The 19,985-nt window shown below is 55.1% G+C and carries 20 protein-coding genes; 16 read left to right on the top strand and 4 right to left on the bottom strand.

What is annotated here, in order from left to right; all coding sequences use genetic code 11:
• Nucleotides 1–142: 142 nt before the first annotated feature.
• Nucleotides 143–808 (top strand): MarC family NAAT transporter, encoded by a 666-nt coding sequence (locus ACMVME_RS01585; protein WP_020884158.1) that lies wholly within the window; start codon nt 143–145, stop codon nt 806–808.
• A 58-nt stretch (nt 809–866) separates the two neighbouring features.
• Here ACMVME_RS01585 and ACMVME_RS01580 read toward each other — a convergent pair whose 3' ends face one another.
• Nucleotides 867–2,063: a sugar transporter gene (locus ACMVME_RS01580; protein WP_063435113.1), complete on the bottom strand. Its 1,197-nt coding sequence runs from the start codon at nt 2,061–2,063 to the stop codon at nt 867–869.
• A 177-nt stretch (nt 2,064–2,240) separates the two neighbouring features.
• Here ACMVME_RS01580 and ACMVME_RS01575 point away from each other — a divergent pair, with 177 nt between their 5' ends.
• Both ACMVME_RS01575 and ACMVME_RS01570 read left to right on the top strand, forming a co-directional pair.
• Entirely contained in the window at nt 2,241–3,029 is a 789-nt protein-coding gene (locus ACMVME_RS01575) for a PhzF family phenazine biosynthesis protein (RefSeq protein WP_020884156.1), read from the top strand.
• Nucleotides 3,030–3,056: 27 nt separating this feature from the next.
• On the top strand, nt 3,057–3,857 hold the full coding sequence (locus ACMVME_RS01570) for a PhzF family phenazine biosynthesis protein (RefSeq protein ID WP_068794629.1): 801 nt from the start codon (nt 3,057–3,059) through the stop codon (nt 3,855–3,857).
• Between the two features lie 51 nt (nt 3,858–3,908).
• Here ACMVME_RS01570 and ACMVME_RS01565 read toward each other — a convergent pair whose 3' ends face one another.
• Nucleotides 3,909–4,871: an NmrA/HSCARG family protein gene (locus tag ACMVME_RS01565; protein ID WP_032678142.1), complete on the bottom strand. Its 963-nt coding sequence runs from the start codon at nt 4,869–4,871 to the stop codon at nt 3,909–3,911.
• A 92-nt stretch (nt 4,872–4,963) separates the two neighbouring features.
• Here ACMVME_RS01565 and ACMVME_RS01560 point away from each other — a divergent pair, with 92 nt between their 5' ends.
• Nucleotides 4,964–5,875: a LysR family transcriptional regulator gene (locus ACMVME_RS01560; protein ID WP_236900304.1), complete on the top strand. Its 912-nt coding sequence runs from the start codon at nt 4,964–4,966 to the stop codon at nt 5,873–5,875.
• Between the two features lie 61 nt (nt 5,876–5,936).
• Nucleotides 5,937–6,419: a GNAT family N-acetyltransferase gene (locus tag ACMVME_RS01555; RefSeq protein WP_014170050.1), complete on the top strand. Its 483-nt coding sequence runs from the start codon at nt 5,937–5,939 to the stop codon at nt 6,417–6,419.
• Here the strand turns inward: ACMVME_RS01555 and ptrR are convergent.
• The gene (gene ptrR / locus ACMVME_RS01550) at nt 6,373–7,251 is read right to left on the bottom strand and encodes a putrescine utilization regulator PtrR (RefSeq protein ID WP_068794630.1); all 879 of its coding nucleotides are present in this window, start codon (nt 7,249–7,251) and stop codon (nt 6,373–6,375) included. The genes ACMVME_RS01555 and ptrR overlap by 47 nt on opposite strands.
• Before the next feature lie 99 nt (nt 7,252–7,350).
• Between ptrR and sad the strand changes: the two genes are divergently transcribed.
• The 9 genes from sad (at nt 7,351) to ACMVME_RS01505 (ending at nt 17,720) form a co-directional block, all read left to right on the top strand.
• Nucleotides 7,351–8,739, top strand: coding sequence for a succinate-semialdehyde dehydrogenase (gene sad / locus ACMVME_RS01545; protein WP_041162600.1), 1,389 nt, complete (start codon nt 7,351–7,353; stop codon nt 8,737–8,739).
• Nucleotides 8,740–8,855: 116 nt separating this feature from the next.
• Nucleotides 8,856–10,445: a methyl-accepting chemotaxis protein gene (locus tag ACMVME_RS01540; RefSeq protein WP_040017476.1), complete on the top strand. Its 1,590-nt coding sequence runs from the start codon at nt 8,856–8,858 to the stop codon at nt 10,443–10,445.
• Nucleotides 10,446–10,507: 62 nt separating this feature from the next.
• Nucleotides 10,508–11,434, top strand: coding sequence for a glutaminase B (glsB, locus tag ACMVME_RS01535; protein WP_025204200.1), 927 nt, complete (start codon nt 10,508–10,510; stop codon nt 11,432–11,434).
• A complete protein-coding gene (locus tag ACMVME_RS01530) occupies nt 11,434–11,790 on the top strand; it encodes a DUF4186 domain-containing protein (protein WP_068794631.1) in 357 nt (118 codons plus the stop codon). Before glsB ends, ACMVME_RS01530 begins: the two co-directional genes overlap by 1 nt.
• A 113-nt stretch (nt 11,791–11,903) precedes the next feature.
• Nucleotides 11,904–13,349, top strand: coding sequence for a sensor domain-containing diguanylate cyclase (locus ACMVME_RS01525; RefSeq protein ID WP_068794632.1), 1,446 nt, complete (start codon nt 11,904–11,906; stop codon nt 13,347–13,349).
• Between the two features lie 109 nt (nt 13,350–13,458).
• Nucleotides 13,459–14,424, top strand: a complete 966-nt coding sequence (locus ACMVME_RS01520; RefSeq protein WP_063156410.1) for a sensor domain-containing diguanylate cyclase — start codon at nt 13,459–13,461, stop codon at nt 14,422–14,424.
• 82 nt (nt 14,425–14,506) lie between these two features.
• Entirely contained in the window at nt 14,507–15,034 is a 528-nt protein-coding gene (locus tag ACMVME_RS01515; RefSeq protein ID WP_020884147.1) for a GNAT family N-acetyltransferase, read from the top strand.
• Between the two features lie 117 nt (nt 15,035–15,151).
• On the top strand, nt 15,152–16,603 hold the full coding sequence (locus tag ACMVME_RS01510; protein WP_068794633.1) for a tagaturonate reductase: 1,452 nt from the start codon (nt 15,152–15,154) through the stop codon (nt 16,601–16,603).
• Between the two features lie 202 nt (nt 16,604–16,805).
• A complete protein-coding gene (locus ACMVME_RS01505) occupies nt 16,806–17,720 on the top strand; it encodes a bestrophin family protein (protein ID WP_032681009.1) in 915 nt (304 codons plus the stop codon).
• Here ACMVME_RS01505 and ACMVME_RS01500 read toward each other — a convergent pair.
• Nucleotides 17,708–18,256: a GNAT family N-acetyltransferase gene (locus tag ACMVME_RS01500; protein WP_020884145.1), complete on the bottom strand. Its 549-nt coding sequence runs from the start codon at nt 18,254–18,256 to the stop codon at nt 17,708–17,710. The two genes, ACMVME_RS01505 and ACMVME_RS01500, sit on opposite strands and share 13 nt — an antisense overlap.
• A gap of 143 nt (nt 18,257–18,399) precedes the next feature.
• Between ACMVME_RS01500 and ACMVME_RS01495 the strand changes: the two genes are divergently transcribed.
• On the top strand, nt 18,400–18,840 hold the full coding sequence (locus ACMVME_RS01495; protein WP_014170062.1) for a GNAT family N-acetyltransferase: 441 nt from the start codon (nt 18,400–18,402) through the stop codon (nt 18,838–18,840).
• A 145-nt stretch (nt 18,841–18,985) separates the two neighbouring features.
• Complete coding sequence (locus ACMVME_RS01490; RefSeq protein ID WP_032678150.1) at nt 18,986–19,981, top strand: alpha/beta fold hydrolase; 996 nt, start codon at nt 18,986–18,988, stop codon at nt 19,979–19,981.
• Nucleotides 19,982–19,985 lie beyond the last annotated feature (4 nt).

Here is a 19,985-nt window from a genome sequence, read left to right as displayed (position 1 = left end):
TTTTGCATGCTTTCAATTCAAATAGATAACGAAGGGTTATCGTTAATGACCGTAAATAATCGTTACGTTGAGCGAATGGCTGAACGTCACACTTTCACCCTATAATTGCGGTGATAAACATGGATAAGGACAACGACGCACTATGTTGGATTTGATTAAAGCAATTGGTCTGGGGCTGGTGGTATTGCTGCCGTTGGCTAACCCGCTAACGACGGTTGCGCTCTTCCTGGGGCTGGCAGGGAACATGAACAGCGCCGAGCGTAACCATCAGTCGATGATGGCATCGGTCTATGTGTTTGCCATCATGATGGTGGCTTACTACGCCGGACAGCTGGTGATGAACACCTTCGGAATCTCCATCCCGGGTCTGCGTATTGCTGGCGGACTGATTGTCGCCTTCATCGGGTTCCGTATGCTGTTCCCTGCGCAGAAAGCGCATGAGTCACCTGAGGCCAAAAGCAAATCCGAAGAGCTGGAAACCGAGCCCAGCGCGAATATTGCTTTTGTCCCGCTGGCGATGCCAAGTACGGCGGGACCAGGAACAATTGCGATGATCATCAGCTCCGCGTCAACGGTGCGGGATGGCGCGACCTTTCCGGACTGGGTCATCACGGTTGCGCCCCCGCTGATTTTTGCACTGATTGGTATCATCGTATGGGCATCCTTGCGCAGTTCTGGCGCGATCATGCGCTGGGTCGGCAAGGGCGGTATTGAGGCGATTTCCCGCCTGATGGGCTTCTTACTGGTGTGTATGGGCGTGCAGTTTATTATCAACGGCGTGCTGGAGATTATTAAGACGTACCATTAATCACCCGCCCGGTAATGCAAAACGGCAACCTCGGTTGCCGTTTTACGTTGACTGCGGTCTACCCGTGATGGGCCTGTTCTTCCAGTGCGACCGGCCATTTACGGAAGATGAGCAGGGACCAGATGAGCGCCACCAGTGCCGGAATGGCACCCAGATAGCCAATCGCCGACATCGACACGTGAAGGCTAATCTGATTTCCCAGCAGCGCGCCCGCGCCAATACCGAGATTGAAAATCCCCGAGAACAGTGACATCGCCACATCCGTTGCGTCCGGGGCGAGGGCCAGCACCTTCACCTGCATTCCCAGACCGATAATCATGATCGCCACTCCCCAGAACAGGCTCAGGACGGCCAGATGACCCTCGCTGCCCGCCGCTGGCATGAGTAACACCAGGCACGCCAGCAGTAAACCAATGGCGCTACTGACCAGCGCCGACGCGTGCTGATTGCCGAGCTTACCAAACAGAATACTGCCAATAATGCCCGCGCCCCCCAGGATCAACAGCAGAACGGTGGCAAAGTTGGCGCTAAAGCCGGCCACGACCTGAACGAACGGCTCAATATAGCTGTAGGCGGTGTAATGCGCCGTGACCACAATGACCGTCAGCAGATAGATACTCAGCAATGCCGGACGACGCATTAACAGCGGCAGGCTTTTCAGCGAGCCGGAGTGTTCGCTTGGCAGCTTCGGCAGCAGTTTAATCAGGCAGACCAGGGTGATCATTGCCCCCATGCCGATAGTGAAGAACGTGGTTCGCCAGCCAAAGTATTGCCCAACGATACGGCCAATCGGCAGGCCCAGGACCATAGCCAGTGCCGTGCCGGTGGCGATTAGGCTCAGCGCCTGCGCGCGTTTTCCCGCAGGTGCCAGGCGGATGGCCAGTGACGCGGTGATCGACCAGAATACGGCATGGGCAAAGGCGATACCGACGCGGCTGATGACCAGCACCGTAAAGTTCCACGCCAGAAACGACAGGACGTGGCTGACGATAAACAGGGCAAACAGCCCGATCAGCAGCTTTCGCCGTTCCATCTGGCTGGTCAGCAGCATAAACGGCAGTGACATCAGTGCCACCACCCAGGCATAGATGGTCAACATAATGCCCACCTGCGCGGTTTCCATCTGGAAACTTTCAGCGATGTCAGACAACAGCCCAACCGGAACAAATTCTGTGGTATTAAAAATAAACGCGGCAATTGCCAGCGTGACCACGCGTAGCCACGCGACTCTGCGGGTAACTGTGTTCGTTGTCATAGCGATGTCGGAGATTCGTTGCTGAAAAGAAGAGGAGACGATCTTAAAACGTCAACCGGCGAAAACTCAACCATTATGTGATGCAGATCTCAAAATTCACCTGGTAAAAGCGGTAGCCGGGGGCATGGTTTTCATTGAATATAAAAGAACATCACAACAAAAACAGGCGGTAAGACAATGCAGGAGATTGATTTTTATCTGGTAGATGCGTTCAGCAATGCCTCTTTTGGTGGAAATCCGGCGGCCGTGTGCCCGTTAGACGCATGGTTGCCTGATGAGACACTGCTCAGAATGGCACAGCAGCATAATCAGTCGGAAACGGCGTTTTTCGTCTGCAGTAAAGCGGGAATTGAGTTACGCTGGTTTACCACCCTTACCGAAGTCAACCTTTGCGGACATGCCACACTGGCAGCCGCGTACGTCCTGTTTAATGAACTCAACTATCCTGACCCGCGTATCCACTTTGATACCGCCTCTGGCCAGCTGACGGTTAGCCGGGAAGGGGACTGGATGACGCTGGACTTCCCGGCATGCCCGACGCAGGAAGAGACGCCCCCGCCGGCGATGCTTGCGGCGCTGGGGATCGGCCATTACGTAGAAGCCCGTAAGGGGCGAGCCTGGGTGGTGGTTCTGGAAAACCGCCAGCAGGTTGAGGCGCTTGCGCCGAATATCTCGGCAATGACGCCTGGCGAACATAAGGTCAGCGTGACGGCGCGGGGAGAGGGGGATTATGATTTTGTGAGCCGCTTTTTCTCACCGGGAGTTGCCGTCTGGGAAGATCCGGTCACCGGATCCGCGCATACAATGCTTATTCCCTACTGGAGTGAAAAACTGGGTAAAACAGCGATGTTTGCCCGCCAGGTGTCGGCTCGTGGCGGTGATATGCGCTGCGAACTGAAAGGTTCACGCGTGCTGATGAGCGGGCAGGCCTCGCTGTATCTGAAAGGCACCGTCTTTCTGCGCTAAATAACCATAACAAAAGAGGAAGAGACAATGCAGGAAATTGATTTCTATCTGGTCGATGCCTTCAGCGACAGGGCGTTTGGCGGCAACGCAGCGGCGGTTTGCCCCCTGGAAGAGTGGCTGCCGGACGAGACGCTGCTCAACATGGCGCAACAGCACAATCAGTCTGAGACGGCCTTTTTCGTACGCACTGACGGCGGATTCGAGTTGCGCTGGTTCACTACCCTTGACGAAATTAACCTGTGTGGACATGCCACACTGGCGGCATCGCATGTCATTTTCGAATACCTTGATTACCCACACACGGAAATCACCTTCACCACCCGTTTCGTCGGCGAGCTGACGGTAAAACGCAGCGGTGACTGGCTGACGCTCAACTTCCCGGCCTGGCCGACGGCGGTCGTCGATAATCCGCCAGCGCTGCTGTTGAGCGCGCTGGGTATTGAGCGGGCAAAAGAGGTGCGTCTCGGGCGCGACTACATGGTGGTGCTGGAGAACCAGCAGCAGGTAGAGGCCCTCACGCCGGATATCTCAGCAATGATTCCGCTGGATAAGATGGTCTGCGTCACGGCACCGGGCGATGAATATGACTTCGTCAGCCGCTTCTTCTGTCCGGGAGAAGGGGTGCCGGAAGATCCGGTCACGGGATCCACTCACAGCATGTTGATTCCCTACTGGAGCGAAAAACTGGGCAAAACCGTGCTGAACGCGCGCCAGGTCTCGCGACGGGGCGGGGATTTACGCTGTGAACTGGCGGGGGACCGGGTGTTAATCGGCGGTCAGGCCACCCTGTATCTGAAAGGGCATATCTATTTACGCCAGGCGATGTAAGCCAGGAATGGGCCACCGTCATTTCATCATCGGGAATGACGGTGGCTTGCGTTAATCAAACGTTCGTTTTTCCCCCTGCCAGCCAGACGTAATCAGAAATTCACGCCACGTTAAGGTGGCAGGGTTTATGGTTCTGCTCCAGGTAAGATCCCGGTCTTTTCCGTAATAGCCGTAGTTCACGGCATATTCCGTCATGCCGGTAATTTCACTGACCAGTGCCGCGTTGTCTGCGAAATCGGGGAAGTGGTGAAGGAGTGCTTCTCGCGTGTAGGCTGAGCGATACCGGGCTTTTATGCCGGTGACCTCCGTGAAGGTTTCCACCATCTCACGCGGCGAAAGACACTCACCGACAACGGGTAACGTCATGCCGTTGTAGTGTTCAGGGTTATCGAACATCTCAAGCACCGCAGGGCCGGTCGCCGTGAGCGGGTCGACAAAGGGCGCCCGAACGTCTTCCGGGAGATAGAGGGGAAAGATCAGCTCGTCGCCTTCTTTACGCGGCGGATAATATTCGGCCAGATTGGTGTAAAAGAACGCCAGTTGAATAAACGACGCGCTGACGGGGAGTGTGCGGATGTACTCCTCAATTCGGCCCTTATCGCTGAAATGAGGAGCCCATAGAGTTCCGGCCGTTATTCTCTCGACGTTTTCCAGACTGCTGAAGACAAGGTGTTTTACCCCGGCGTTGACGGCGGCATCTGCAAGCCTGTAACCCAGCGCCGTTTCACCCGTTGGCATCTGCGTCGATACGGGGATGAAACCTGGTGTCATCAGAAACGCTCCGTCTGACTCGGCAAACGCCCCGATCAGATGCGCATCATTGCCCGTCTTAAGGGTGATTTGTCTCAGTTCAGCACCCCGTTCCGCCAGCTGTTTCGCCGCAGGAGAGTCCGTGTTTTGCGTTAAGGCGCGCACCCGATAGCGCCCACTTTGCAGCAAGGTTGTGGTTACGCTACGTCCTTGTTTACTGGTGGCACCAAAAACTGTTATGAGTGGTTTTTTATCATACGACATTTCATTCTCGCTCTGTGTTGTTGCGGTAGTGCATTATCGGAATGCGGGCGGCGAGCGTGAAATCGATTTATTTCTTACATGATATCCATCCTATGAATACCAAAAAGCCTGACGTAAACCTGCTGCTGACTCTGGAAGCGCTGGTCGCGGAGCAAAATGTCACCAGGGCCGCCAGCCGGCTTTGTCTTAGCCAGCCTGCCGTCAGCGCGCAGCTTAACCGGCTGAGGGGGATGTTTAACGATCCGTTATTGATCCCGGGGCGCAGGGGGATGACGCCAACTCCCAAAGCTCTTGAGCTGATGGCGACGCTTGGCGGGGCGCTGGCAAAAATACGGGATACGCTGCAATCACATGAGGACTTTGATCCGCTGCACGATTCGCTAACGGTCTCTCTGGCCTGTACTGATTACGTGCAGGCCGCGGTCATTATGCCGCTGATTGTCACCCTGCAAGAGATTGCCCCCGGCGTGCGTATTGCTGTCAGGAATTACGATCCGCATCAGCTAGCCCATCAACTGAGCTCAGGCGATGTTGATGCTGCCATTGCTACGCCAGACCCTGCGCAGGCGCAGCTCAGAACGCAACATCTTTATGACGAATCGTACGTGCTTATCGGGCGCCCTCAGCATCCTGAACTGAACGACCAACTGACAATGGAAGCGTTCGCAAAACTTGAGCATATTATCGTGTCCCCCTCGGGAGGCGGTTTTACCACGCCGCTTGATGTCATGCTGGCGGAGTCAGGGTTGCAACGTAAGGTTGCGGTGTCTGCGGCATCATTTCTGTTTGTTCCCGGCATGGTGCAGATGAGCCATCTGGTAGCACTGGTGCCCCGACGATTAATTATGGGAACCATTAACCCGCTCACCGTGGTGGAACTCCCCTGGCTGAAAGAGACGTTTGACGTCAGTCTTATCTGGCATGAACGCAGCCATAACCACGCAGGACACCGCTGGCTAAGAGATACCCTCGTCAGCCTGAACCGCAATGCTGATATAAGTTAACGGTATGAAGTACGTGTGCAGGGCTGCGCTATGTTGAAATAAAAACAACAAGGAGCCCGCCATGTATTCCATTACCGCTGAATCTGCACATCACCCTGATATTTTGCATCTGATTGCCGCGCTTGACCGCTATCAGAGCGAACTCTATCCCGCTGAAAGTAACCACCTGCTCGATCTGACCGAACTGCCGACAGCCTCGCTGATCCTGATGATTATTCGGGACCGGCAGCTTCATGCCGTCGGGTGTGGTGCCGTGGTGCTCAACGGCGACGGGACCGGTGAAATGAAACGGGTGTATATCGATCCGGCTCATCGCGGGCAACATCTCGGCGAGATGCTGCTGGCGGCGCTGGAAGATGAAGCCCTGAGCCGTCACTGCCACACGCTTCGCCTGGAAACGGGCATCCGGCAACATGCCGCCGTCCGTCTGTATGAGCAGTGCGGCTATGAGCAACGTCCGGCGTTTCCGCCATATGTTGATGACCCGCTGAGCCTGTTTATGGAGAAGGCACTGGTGGTTGACGTTCGTTTAGCAGCGCTATAAAAGCCTCCAGTGGGCGGGTCATAGCCCCGCGGCGCCAGACCAGCCAGGTGGTGAGCCAGCGCCAGTTTTCTTCCAGCGGCCAGGCTTCCACCTGATGGTGGCCTGGCATACTTTCCAGCATCGAACGAGGCATCAGCGCGATACCGGCGCCCGCGATGACGCAGGCGAGCATGCCGTGATAAGACTCCATCTCATGAATACGCCCGGGCGTGGCTCTGTCGGCGTGAAACCAGCTTTCCAGATGTCGGCGATACGAACAGTTTGCGCGAAAGGCGTAGACGTCACTGCCGCTTACCTGCGTGGCGCGTGCCACTTCTGCATGCCCGGCGGGCGTGACCAGCATCATCTCTTCCCGGTAAACCGGCATGCCTTCCAGTTCCGGATGCGAAAGGGGGCCATCGACAAACGCGGCGCTTAAGGTTCCCTCCAGTACGCCGTCAATCATTGTGCCGGACGGCCCGGTAGAGAGGGCAAACTGGATACGTGGATAGCGCTGGTTAAACTGCGCCAGGCTTTCCGGAATACGCACGGCGGCGGTACTCTCCAGCGCGCCAAGCGCAAATAATCCCTGCGGTTCATCACCGGCGACGACCATTCGTGCCTCATCGACCAGCGCCAGGATCTGCTTGCTGTAGCGCAGGAAGCTATGCCCGGCGGGAGATAAACGTAAACGCTGGTTCTCACGAATAAACAGCTCAACGCCAAGATCGGCCTCCAGCTGGCGGATGCGGGTGGTCAGGTTCGATGGAACGCGATGCACCTTTTGCGCCGCCTGGGTGATGCTGCCGGTGAGCGCCACGGCGTTAAACATTTCAAGCTGAGTTAAGTCCATACCATTCTCGATTCGTGAACAAGGTGGTTAGTATTATTCATTTTTAAGAAATAGCAGAGTGCGCCACAATGAATCAACCGTTATTACGTGGAGATCATCATGACTTATTCCTCTGCTACACATGCCCTCTCTGTTAACCCAGCCACCGGCGAGACGCTCGCGGCGTATCCGTGGGCGAGCACCGACGACGTTGAACGCGCAATTGCGCAGGCTGATGCCGGTTTTCGTCAGTGGAGACGCGTAAGCGTTTCAGACCGGGCGCAGAAGCTGCGCGATCTCGCCAGCGCGCTGCGAAACCGTGCAGACGAGATGGCCCGAATGATCTCCCGTGAGATGGGCAAACCCATTTTGCAGGCGCGTGCTGAAGTGGCAAAATCCGCCAGCCTCTGCGACTGGTATGCGGAACACGGCCCGGCAATGCTGCAGCCTGAACCGACCCTGGTAGAAAACCAGAACGCGGTGATTGAATACCGGCCGCTGGGACCTGTTCTTGCCGTCATGCCGTGGAACTTCCCGCTCTGGCAGGTACTGCGTGGCGCGGTACCCATCCTGCTGGCCGGGAACAGCTATCTGCTCAAGCACGCGCCAAACGTACTCGGCTCGGCTGACCTTATTGCGCAGGTATTTGCTGACGCCGGTTTTCCGCAGGGTGTCTTTGGCTGGGTGAATGCCACGAATGAGGGCGTGAGCCAGGCGATCAACGACCGTCGTATTGCTGCCGTAACCGTAACCGGCAGCGTGCGCGCGGGGGCGGCGATTGGTGCGCAGGCGGGGGCAGCACTCAAGAAATGCGTCCTGGAGCTGGGCGGTTCAGATCCGTTTATTGTGCTCAATGATGCTGATTTGGATCTGGCGGTGAAAGCAGCCGTGGCCGGACGTTATCAGAATACCGGACAGGTTTGCGCCGCCGCTAAGCGCTTTATTGTGGAAGAGGGCATCGCTGATGCTTTCACCCAGCGTTTTGTCGAGGCGACGGCGGCCCTGAAGATGGGGACGCCGGATAGCGAAGAAAACTTTATTGGCCCGATGGCGCGATTTGACCTGCGCGATGAACTGCATCAGCAGGTGCAGGCCACGCTGGCCGAAGGCGCCACGCTGCTGCTTGGCGGGGAGAAAGTCGCCGGTGAAGGTAACTACTATGCACCGACCGTGCTGGGGAATGTCACTGCCAGCATGACGGCATTTCGTCAGGAGCTGTTTGGTCCGGTTGCGGCGGTTAGCGTTGCGAAAGACGCGGAGCACGCGCTGCAGCTGGCTAACGACAGCGACTTTGGTCTGTCCGCAACCGTCTTTACCGCGAACGATACGCTGGCGGAGAAATTCTCCCGTGAGCTGGAGTGCGGTGGGGTGTTCATCAATGGTTTCAGCGCCAGCGATGCACGCGTGGCCTTTGGCGGCGTGAAGAAGAGCGGTTTTGGTCGTGAGCTTTCCCACTTCGGTCTGCACGAGTTCTGTAACGTGCAGACGGTATGGAAGAACAGAGTCTAGTTTGCTCTCCGATAACGGCCTTCAGCACGAAGGCCGTTGTCATTTTCCTGCAATGGTTCTGTCATTTTCGTTTCGTAGACTCGCACGCGTCTAACGTCTTGTTACTGAAGAAAATTATGAACCTAACGCAAATTTTTCGCCGTATTGCGCAGCGCCTCATCCCTCGTCAGTTTGGCCTGCTGACCGGTATTTTCTGTATTATTGGTCTTTTCTCCGCACTGCAACTCTCCTCTTCATTTTTGCTCAATGCTTCCCTGAAGGACGCTCAGCGCAACGAGCAGCAAAATCTGCTGGCGTACCAGCAACAGAGCAAACTGGATCTGGCCCGCGTGTCTCTGCTGGCAGCAAGCGATCTGCTTAACCGCTCCGGCGTCTGGTTTATGCAGGATAAAGAGACCGGCTCTGAAGGAAGCTGGCACAGCCTGATGGACGAAGCTCAGGCGTCGCTGACGGTTTCTCAGCAGGCCTGGAACGCCTGGCTGGCGCTCAATCCGCCAAAAGATGACGCCCTGATCACCAGCTACCAGCTTTTCTACGGTGCCATCAAGGAGCAGGCGGAAGGGCTCATCAAGACCAACACGATTGACGCCTTTTTTGCCGTACCTGCCCAGGCTTTTCAGACTGACTTCAACGAAAACTATGCCCGCTATCAGCAGGCCAGCGAGAAGCAGGCGATGCAGGGCCGCCAGAGTCTGATGGCGCAACTCTCTGGCCTGCAAACGCTTTTTCTGATAGCGCCGGTTCTGCTACTTGCCATCGCCATTCTGGTGTGGTTCGGCATGTCCCGCTGGGTCATTACGCCGCTGCGACGGTTGATTGCTCACATTAACCAGCTGGCGGCAGGAGACCTGTCCGGTACACCGCCGGGCGTACTGCGCTTTAACAAGGAGATCGGACAGTTAAGCGACAGTGTTTCCACCCTGCAGCACGGACTGCAGGAACTGGTGACCCAGGTCAGCAATGCCACCCACGCAATGGTTGAAAATATAGGCTCGCTGGCGCAGGGCAACCAGAAGCTGTATCTGCAGTCGGCTCGTCAGGCGAAAGAGCTTGAGGATGTGACGACACACATTGCCGCGCTGGAAAACCACGTGGAAGGGAATACAGGTTATGCAAAGCTCGCCAGCTCCAGGGCGGACGAGGCGCGCCAGGTAGCCGCGGGCGGCGATCGGATGATGACAACCGTCAATGCCTCCATGCAGGCGATCGTTGACCGATCGTCAGAGATGCGCGGGATCGTGGCGATGATCGACAGCGTGGCGTTTCAGACCAACATTCTGGCACTGAATGCGGCCATCGAGGCCGCCCATGCGGGGAACCACGGGCGCGGTTTCGCCGTTGTCGCCCGGGAAGTGGGGCTGCTGGCCAGAAAGAGCAGCCACTCGACGCAGACTATTCAGGCGCTGATCAATCACTCTTTGCAGGGCATCGAAGACGGTTCCCGGGCCGTTAACCTGCTGGAAGATAATCTGCAGCAGGTGATCGGGCTGGTGGCTAATTTAAGCAGTCTGCTGAATGAGATCTCGGTCGCGACCCTGAGCCAGGGGGAGAGCATTCATCAGATGACGCGGCAGCTTCAGGCGTTGAATCAGGTTTCCCGTCAGACCGACATGCTGGTGTCTGACGCGTCGGATGCCTCTGAACGGCTGCATAAGCAATCCGATCTTTTATTGCAGGCGGTTTCGCGTTTTCGTCTTAGCGCCTGACGCAACATATAAGCCTCTGTTATACTCGCAGCCCGTTTTAGCCTGAGGGCAAGGAGCAAAGTGTGGCTGCGGTCATCCATAATGAGATGTTGGACGAGATTCTGTCGCAGGTTCGTCCGTTAATTGGAAAAGGGAAGGTTGCCGACTATATTCCGGCCCTTGCCTCGGTCAGCGGGAATAAGCTGGGTATTGCCATTTGTACGGTAGACGGGCAGCGTTACCAGGCCGGTGACGCCACCGAGCGTTTTTCAATTCAGTCGATTTCAAAAGTACTCAGTCTGGTTGCGGCCATGCGTCAGTATGAGGAAGACGAAATCTGGCACCGCGTGGGGAAAGATCCGTCCGGGCAGCCTTTCAACTCACTGCTTCAGCTCGAAATTGAACAGGGTAAGCCGCGTAACCCGTTTATCAATGCCGGTGCGCTGGTGGTTTGCGATATGCTGCAAAGCCGTCTCAGCGCCCCTCGCCAGCGCATGCTTGAAATTGTCCGTCAGCTCTCGGGCGTCGCGGATATTGCCTACAATGCGGTGGTGGCGCGCTCGGAGTTTGAACACTCCGCCCGTAACGCGGCTATCGCCTGGCTCATGAAATCGTTTGGTAACTTCCATAACGATGTCGCCACCGTGCTGCAAAACTATTTTCATTACTGCGCGCTGGAAATGAGCTGTGTTGAACTGGCACAGACATTCTTGTTCCTCGCCCATCAGGGGCATGCGCCGCACCTCGCGCAAGATGTTGTCTCGCCCATGCAGGCGCGTCAGGTGAATGCCCTGATGGCGACCAGCGGGATGTATCAGAACGCCGGAGAGTTTGCCTGGCGCGTCGGTCTTCCGGCTAAATCGGGTGTCGGCGGCGGGGTGGTGGCAATCGTGCCTCACGAAATGGCGATTGCCGTCTGGAGCCCGGAGCTGGATGAAACGGGAAATTCACTTGCCGGTGTGGCAGTTCTGGAGAAACTGACCCAACGTCTGGGACGTTCCGTATACTGATGTCGACCCTGGATCCGCTTTTTGCCCGCCTGGCGCGATCGCCTTTTCGTTCGCGCTTTCGCTTAGGCACGAAGGAACGGCAGTACTGCTGGGACAAAGGTGCCGAAACCATTGACCAGCACGCCGCCGATTTTATTGCCCGGCGCCTTGCACCGGCCCATCCCACCAATGACGGGAAACAGACGCCCATGCGCGGTCATCCGGTGTTTATCGCTCAGCATGCCACCGCCACCTGTTGTCGTGGCTGTCTGGCAAAGTGGCATAACATTCCGCAGAGTGTTCAGCTCAGCGCGCAGCAACAGCATTATATTGTCAGCGTGATCCACCACTGGCTGGTGCTGCAGATGAACGCCTAAATTTGACGAGTTATGCTCCTGTTGTATTTGTGTTATAGATGCAGGTTAAGTTAGTTCAGATCCTGCTGACGATCGACATAATCGCCATAAGTTATTATACGGAATGATATTTAATGCGTTCTGCTCTCTCTGCCTTCAGGTTTTTTCAACCCGATACTCCGCTGCGTAATGCGTCGTGGATCTTTATTCTCACCACCTTATTCTATTTTGTGGGTGCTGAATTGCGTCTGGTTGAAGCGTTGTCGCTGTTCTGGCCACTGAATGGCGTTATGGCGGGAGTATTCGCCCGTTATGCTTATCTGAATCGTCTGCATAACTACGCGGTCGCGTATGTTGCCATGCTGATGTACGACGCGGTCACCACCAACTGGGGAATGGCCTCGCTGGTGATTAACCTGTCGAATATGATTTTTATCGTCGTGGTCGCCATACTGGTTCTGCGTGATAAACGGCTGATGAAAACCCCCGATCCGCTTAATGCGCTGCGTCTGTTTAACTACTGCCTGATTGCCGCGCTGCTGTGTGCCTTGCTTGGCGCGGTGGGGTCGGTCGGTATCGACAGTCACACCTTCTGGCCGCTGTTTGCCGACTGGTTTAGCGAGCAGTTTTCAACGGGGGTGCTGATTGTGCCGTGTATGCTGACGATTAGCCTGCCCGTACGTGATATTCAGTTACGCCTGGAGCAGCTGTTCCCGGTTATGGCGCTGATTGTCTCGGTGGTCGCGTCGGTGGTGATTGGCGGCGCGGGGAGCCTCTGTTTCCCGCTGCCGGCGCTTATCTGGTGTGCGGTACGCTACCCGCTGCCCGTCACCTGTTTACTGACGTTTCTCACGGGCGCCGTTGAGATTATTCTGGTTGCCAACTCCATTATCAATATTGCCGTCGCGACACCGCTTTCGACCCCGATGATGTTCTCAGCCCGGCTGGGCATTGCCACCATGGCTATTTGTCCGGTGATGGTCTCCGTCAGCGTGGCGGCCATTAATTCACTGATTCGTCAGGTATCACTGCGGGCAGATTATGATTTTCTGACGCATGTCTATTCCCGCTCCGGGCTTTATGAAGCGTTAAAGCAAGAAGAGGCGCACCGGCATTCGCGTTTTTTAACCGTCATGCTGCTGGATATCGATTACTTCAAAAGCATCAATGATAACTACGGTCACGAGTGCGGTGATCGCATACTGGCGGCCTTTGCCCGGCAGGTTCAGCAGGTTGTCGGTGAGGACGGTATGGTGGCGCGAATGGGCGGAGAAGAGTTCGCGGTGGTCGTGAACTCCGGGGATGCGCAGCACGGTTTTGAACTGGCTGAACGCATTCGAACCACCGTCGCACATCATCCGTTTACCTGGCGCCAGCAGACGCTGTATCTGACCGTCAGCATTGGCCTGGGCAGCGGTAAATCTGAGTCATGGCAGTTGACGGAGGTCTTTAATAAGCTGATGGCTGAAGCGGACGATCATCTCTATCGTTCAAAGAAAGCGGGGCGAAATCGGACCAGCGCCCGGCTGTCGGATGAGCAGGTTACTGCAACGTCCGGCAGCGAAACATCACTGCATTAGTCGTCATGAGCCAGTGACGTTAACAAATAGCGTCTGAACAGGATATTCGTACACTGACAATGTCTCTGTTTAAGCTACGCTTTTAGTAAAGCTTGCGTCAGGAGACGTTATGAAAACACCTGCAACCCCTGAAAACGAAACGGAACGTCTGAACTCGCTGCGCGAATCAGGCCTGCTTGAAATCGACAGTTCGCCGGCCTTTGACCGCCTGACGCGTCTGGCAAAACGCTTTTTCCAGGTGCCGCTGGCGATGGTCAATCTTATCGATGAGCATTCGCTGATCGTGAAGTCAGCGGATGGCCAGGCACCGGACTCTGTCCCGCGCAATATCTCATTTTGTGGCCATACGATCCTCAGCGAAGCGCCGCTGGTGGTGGGGGACATGCGTCAGGATGACCGCTTTGCCGATAATCCGCTGGTGGCCGGTGAGCCAGGCGTTCGTTTCTACGCTGGTTTCCCGCTGCGTCTGCGCGACGGCGCGAGCGTCGGATCGCTTTGCCTGATTGATTATTCTCCGCGCGAGTTTACGGCGGCCGATCTTGCCGTGCTGGGAGACCTGGGCGCGCTGGCAGAAGATGAATTTGCCGCCGTCAGTGCGGCGACTACCGATGAACTCACCGGCTTATTCAACCGTCGGGGCTTTAATCAGCTCGTCCGGTTTACCCTGTCCGTCGCCCGACGCCGTGCAGAGCCGTTAACCCTCGGCTGGCTGGATCTGGATCGTTTTAAGGAGATAAACGATCGCTACGGTCACGAGGAAGGGGATAAGGCGCTGAAGGTGATGGCGCAACTGATGCGTTCCTCCTTCCGTGAGGCGGATCTGCTGGTTCGCTTTGGCGGGGATGAGTTTGCCGTGCTGTTCGCCGATACGGATGAGCAGGGGGCCTGGATTGCGATGCAGTATCTGGCCGAGCAGGTCGAAAATTATAATGCCCGCAAACTGCATCCGTGGTCGCTTCTGTTCTCGTGGGGCCTCAGTGAATTCGACCACAATGGCCATGACCTGCAACAGTGGCTAAAAGAGGCCGATGAAAAGATGTATGCCATGAAGCAGCAGCGCCATCGCGAAAGATGACATAACAAAAGCCTATGATCGATCCGTTTGCGTTAATAAGATGTTAATTGCACAGTGACGGTATTCAACGTAAGGAAAAACAATGAATACCTCACTGCACATCAAAAACCTCACCCGGGAAGAGATCCTCACCCACCTCGATGCGTTGTCCGCGATCCTCGAAAACTGCGTTAACGGCGGCGCATCCGTCAGTTTTATGTTGCCCTTTAGCCCGGAAAAAGCACGTGCTTTCTGGCGCGGTATTGCTGAGAGCGTGGGACGCAATGAACGTCTTGTGCTGGCCAGTATCGATCCGCAGGACGGTGTTATCGGCACGGTACAGTTGATCACCGATCAGCCGGAGAATCAGCCGCATCGCGCGGATGTGGCAAAACTGCTGGTCCATGAAAAAGCGCGCCGTAAAGGGGCGGCAATGGCCCTGATGGAAGAACTTGAAGTACAGGCCAGAGCCAGAGGCATTTCGGTCCTGGTACTGGATACGTCCACCGGCAGCGGTGCCGAGACGTTCTACCAGCGTGCTGGCTGGCAAAAAGTGGGGGAGATCCCGCGCTATGCATTGATGCCGGATGGCGCGATGACCGCCACCTCCGTGTTCTATAAATTCTTATAATTATTTTTCACAACTCCATCATGAATTGATCAAAACAGGGTTCCCGGTCGTAAAGTTTTGATAAGTTATCGTACCAATCTTATCAGGCTGTATGACTAATTATAAAAGGAACCCATTGTGAACACACTTAACCGTCATGATTTTCCCGGTCCACACTATCCGGAACGTATCATTCAGTTTGGTGAAGGCAATTTCCTGCGGGCGTTTATCGACTGGCAAATCGACCTGTTAAACGAACATACCGATCTTAACGCCGGTGTGGTGGTCGTTCGTCCCATTCAAAGTGATTTTCCGCCGTCGCTGAATACGCAGGATGGACTGTATACCACGATCATTCGCGGCCTGAACGAAAAGGGCGACGCGGTGAGCGATGCACGTCTTATCCGTTCCGTTAACCGCGAAATCAACGTTTATAACGAATACGATGCGTTCCTCAGGCTGGCTCATAACCCGGAGATGCGCTTTGTGTTCTCGAATACCACGGAAGCGGGGATCGGTTATCACGCGGGCGACACCTTTGAAGATGCGCCTGCCGTCAGCTACCCGGCGAAACTGACGCGATTGCTCTTCGAGCGTTTCAGTCATTTTAACGGTGCGCCAGACAAAGGCTGGGTCATCATTCCGTGTGAACTGATTGACTACAACGGGGATGCGCTGCGGGAACTGGTGCTGCGCTACGCGCAGGAGTGGGCGCTGCCGACGGCCTTTACTGAATGGTTGAACGATGCCAACTGCTTCTGCTCGACCCTGGTTGACCGCATTGTAACGGGTTACCCGCGTGACGAAGTGGCCGCCCTGCAGGCTGAACTGGGTTATCAGGACGGGTTCCTGGATACCGCCGAACACTTCTATCTGTTTGTGATTCAGGGCCCTGACTCCCTTGCCAGCGAACTGCGTCTTGATAAGTTCCCGCTCAACGTATTGATCGTGGATGACATCCGGCCCTACAAAGAGCGTAAAGTCGCCATTCTGAACGGTGCGCACACGGCGCTGGTACCGGTAGCTTTCCAGGCCGGGCTGGACACGGTAGGCGAGGCGATGAACGATGCTGACGTGTGCGCTTTTGTCGAAAAAGCTATCTATGAGGAAATTATTCCGGTACTGGATTTGCCGCGTGATGAGCTGGAATCATTCGCCAGTGCGGTAACGGGCCGTTTCCGTAACCCTTACATCCGGCATCAGCTGCTGTCGATTGCCCTCAACGGGATGACCAAGTTCCGCACCCGCATTCTGCCGCAGCTGCTGGCAGGGCAGAAAGCAACCGGGTCATTGCCTGCGCGACTGACGTTTGCTTTAGCGGCACTGATTGCGTTTTATCGCGGGGAGCGTAACGGGGAAAGTTACCCGGTACAGGACGACGCGCACTGGCTGGCGCGTTTCCAGCAGCTGTGGACACAGCATCACGATCGCCAGATCACTACCCGCCAACTGGTAAAATCGGTACTGAGCGTGAGTGAACACTGGGAGCAAGATCTTACGCAGGTTAACGGCCTGGTCGAGCAGGTTACGCGGGATCTGGATGCTATTCTGCTTCAAGGAATGCGTGCGGCCGTTAAACCGCTCTGCTAACACCGTTGCCCGGCTTCGGCCGGGTTTTAATGGGAAACTTATTAGTTACAACATACTATTTGCTCTGTTTTTAAAAAACACCTCTGGCACCGTGCGGTTTAGGCTAGCCAGGTCAGAAAATTCAATGTTTTATTAACATGCTTGCAACCGTGAGGGGGATCACGTTTAATAGCCACGCTCTTTTTCTTTCCTGAAACTCACTATGATTGTTCGTCCTAAACAGCACTGGTTACAACTCATCTTTGTCTGGCATGGCTCGGTACTGCCAAAAATCTATACCCGCTTGCTACTCAACTTCCTGCTTTCTATCGCCGTGATCCTGATGCTGCCGTGGTACACGTCCCTTGGCATCAAATTTACCGTTGCGCCATTTAGCATTCTCGGTGTGGCGATCGCTATCTTTCTCGGTTTCCGAAACAACGCCTGTTATTCACGCTACGTTGAGGCGCGCCAGCTTTGGGGGCAACTGATGATAGCGGCACGCTCTCTGTTTCGCGAGGTAAAAAACACCCTGCCGGACGATAAACATCTCGGCGAGTTTGTTCGACTGCAGATTGCCTTTGCCAACTGTTTGCGCATGACCCTGCGCCGGGAAACGAACGCCGAACAACTTTCCCGTTATCTTACGGAAGATGATTTACGCAAGGTGATGAACGCCAACTCGCCGGCGAACCGTATTTTACTGATCATGGGGGAGTGGCTTGCCGTCAGGCGCCGCAATGGCGAGCTCTCAGATATCCTGTTCCACAGTCTCAACAACCGGCTGAACGACATGTCCATCGTCCTGTCGGGTTGCGAGCGTATTTTGACGACACCTGTACCGTTTGCTTACACGCTGATCCTTCATCGTACGGTGTATCTGTTCTGCATCATGCTGCCGTTCGCGCTGGTTGTCGATCTGCACTACATGACGCCTTTTGTATCGGCGCTGATTTCTTACACCTTTATCTCGCTGGATACGCTGGCGGAAGAGCTGGAAGACCCGTTTGGTACCGAAGATAACGACCTGCCGCTGGACGCCATCTGCAACATGATGGAACGTGACCTGTTGCAGATGAACGATGAAGAAGAGATCCCCGAAAGACTGTTACCGGATAAGTATTATCAACTGACCTGACGGGCATTCCATTCGTCACGGGTGATTTCCCACAGTTCGGAATCCAGCATGCCGCTGACGTACGCTTTCTTTTCTGTCCTGATAAGCCGCATGCCGCTACTGTCTGAAATACGACGGGAGCGGCTGTTAGCAGCCGCTTTTGGCGCACGCAATACCGGCTTGTTCAGGGTGTTAAACCAATAATCCGTCGCCGCAATACTGGCCTCACGCATGTATCCCTTACCCTGAAACTCCGGCGCCAGCCAGAACCCACGGTTATTATCTTCAACATCGTACAGGCAGATAATCCCCATCAGCTCATCCGGCGCCTCGCGACGTCGAATACTCCAGAACCAGGCAATGCCTTTTTCCATATCCGGCAGCGCAACGTTATTAACATAATACTCCGCGCCGTTATCCGGGTAGGGCCAGGGCACTGAGGAGACCATATAGCGAACGATTTCCCAGCGTGGATAAAGCCGCTGTATCTGGACGGCATCTTCCGCGACCAGGGGAATGAGTAACAGGCGGTCTGTCGTTAGCGTCGGTATTGTCATCCGTGGTTCTCCCTGTTTAAGCGTTATGTTTTTGTTCACCTTCTGGTATTTTCATCTCTATCACATTCTTTTTCGGTGTGCTGGACTTCTTTACTACCAATAACTGCTTTTAAAAGGCTTTCGATTTGTAATATGAGGAATATATGGCTGTTACGGTAAGAGCTTTACGCGCAGAAGATTATTCCCAGTGGCGTCCGCTGTGGGACGGCTACACCCATTTTTATGACTGTGTCCTCGATGAGTCCGTGACCGCCGCGACATGGCAAAGGGCGCTCGACGAGCGATCATCGATGTTTTGCCGGGTTGCGGAAAGCGACGGCAACGTCATCGGCTTCGCCATGTGTATTTTGCACGAAGGAACCTGGTCGACAGCGCCCGTTTGTTATCTGGAAGATCTGTTTGTTGCTGCCAGCCAACGGGGAGCAGGGACTGGAAAAGCGCTCATTGATGCCCTGATGGACGAAGGCAAGCGCGAAGGGTGGTCAAAACTTTACTGGGTCACGCGGCAGAACAACCCGGCACGTAAACTCTACGACCAATATGGCGAAGCCGACGATTACGTTCGTTATCGCGTCTCGCTTTAAGACGCAATGACCTGTGTTTGTATCACATTGTATCAACGCCGCTGATACATACACAGGCTTGCAATAAAGGCCCATTCGCACATATCTGCTATACAAACCGATGTTGTTATATCCCCGTGAATCGTACTCAATCGGAGATAACAACATGTTCAGCAAACTCGCATACTCAACTCTGGCGTTAACCGTTTCTCTTGGTACCGTCATGTCCTGTCAGGCCGAAGCAACCGGTACTGATTTCGCGACGGCGTTTGATCATCCTCAACAGATTAATGCCGGCGACCTTAACGTCGGTTATGTCGACATCGGCCCGAAAAATGGTCAACCGATCATTTTATTACACGGCTGGCCCTACGATATTCATAGTTATGCGCAAGTTGCTCCCGCGCTGGCTGCCAAAGGATATCGGGTGATTGTGCCTTCTCTGCGTGGCTACGGAACTACCCGTTTCCTCTCAGACAAAACGCCGCGTAACGGCCAGCCTTCGGCCATGGCGAAAGACGTTGTGAACCTGATGGATGCCCTGAACATCAAGCAGGCCGTTTTTGCAGGATACGACTGGGGTGCCCGTACGGCGGACATCGTCGCGGCGCTGTGGCCAGAACGCGTTAAATCGCTGGTCTCCGTCAGTGGATACCTGATCAGCAGCCAGCAGATTGGCAAACAACCCTTACCGCCGAAAGCAGAAGTTCAGTGGTGGTATCAGTTCTATTTCGCCACCGAACGTGGCGCTGAAGGCTACGCCAAAAACACCCATGACTTCGCCCGTTTGATCTGGTCACAGGCATCACCTGACTGGAAATTTAGCGATGCAACGTTTAACGCCAGTGCCAAATCCCTTGATAACCCGGACCATGTCGCGGTGACGCTCAGTAACTATCGCTGGCGTTTAGGGCTGGAAAAAGGGGAGCGCAAATACGACAGTTATGAGCAAAAACTGGCAACGCTTCCGAATATTACCGTCCCGACGATCACCATCGAAGGCGGAAACAACGGGGCACCGCATCCTGCTCCACAGGCCTACGCCGGGAAATTCACCGGTAAGTATGAACACCGTACCTTTGGCAAAACTGTAGGTCACAATCCTCCGCAGGAAGATCCGCAGGATTTCGTCAACGCAGTTGTGGACGCAGATAAACTCTGAAATG

It is taken from the genome of Enterobacter cloacae complex sp. 2024EL-00711, from assembly GCF_047529885.1.
GTDB lineage: Bacteria > Pseudomonadota > Gammaproteobacteria > Enterobacterales > Enterobacteriaceae > Enterobacter > Enterobacter ludwigii.
This window is presented reverse-complemented; position numbering and strand designations above follow the sequence as displayed.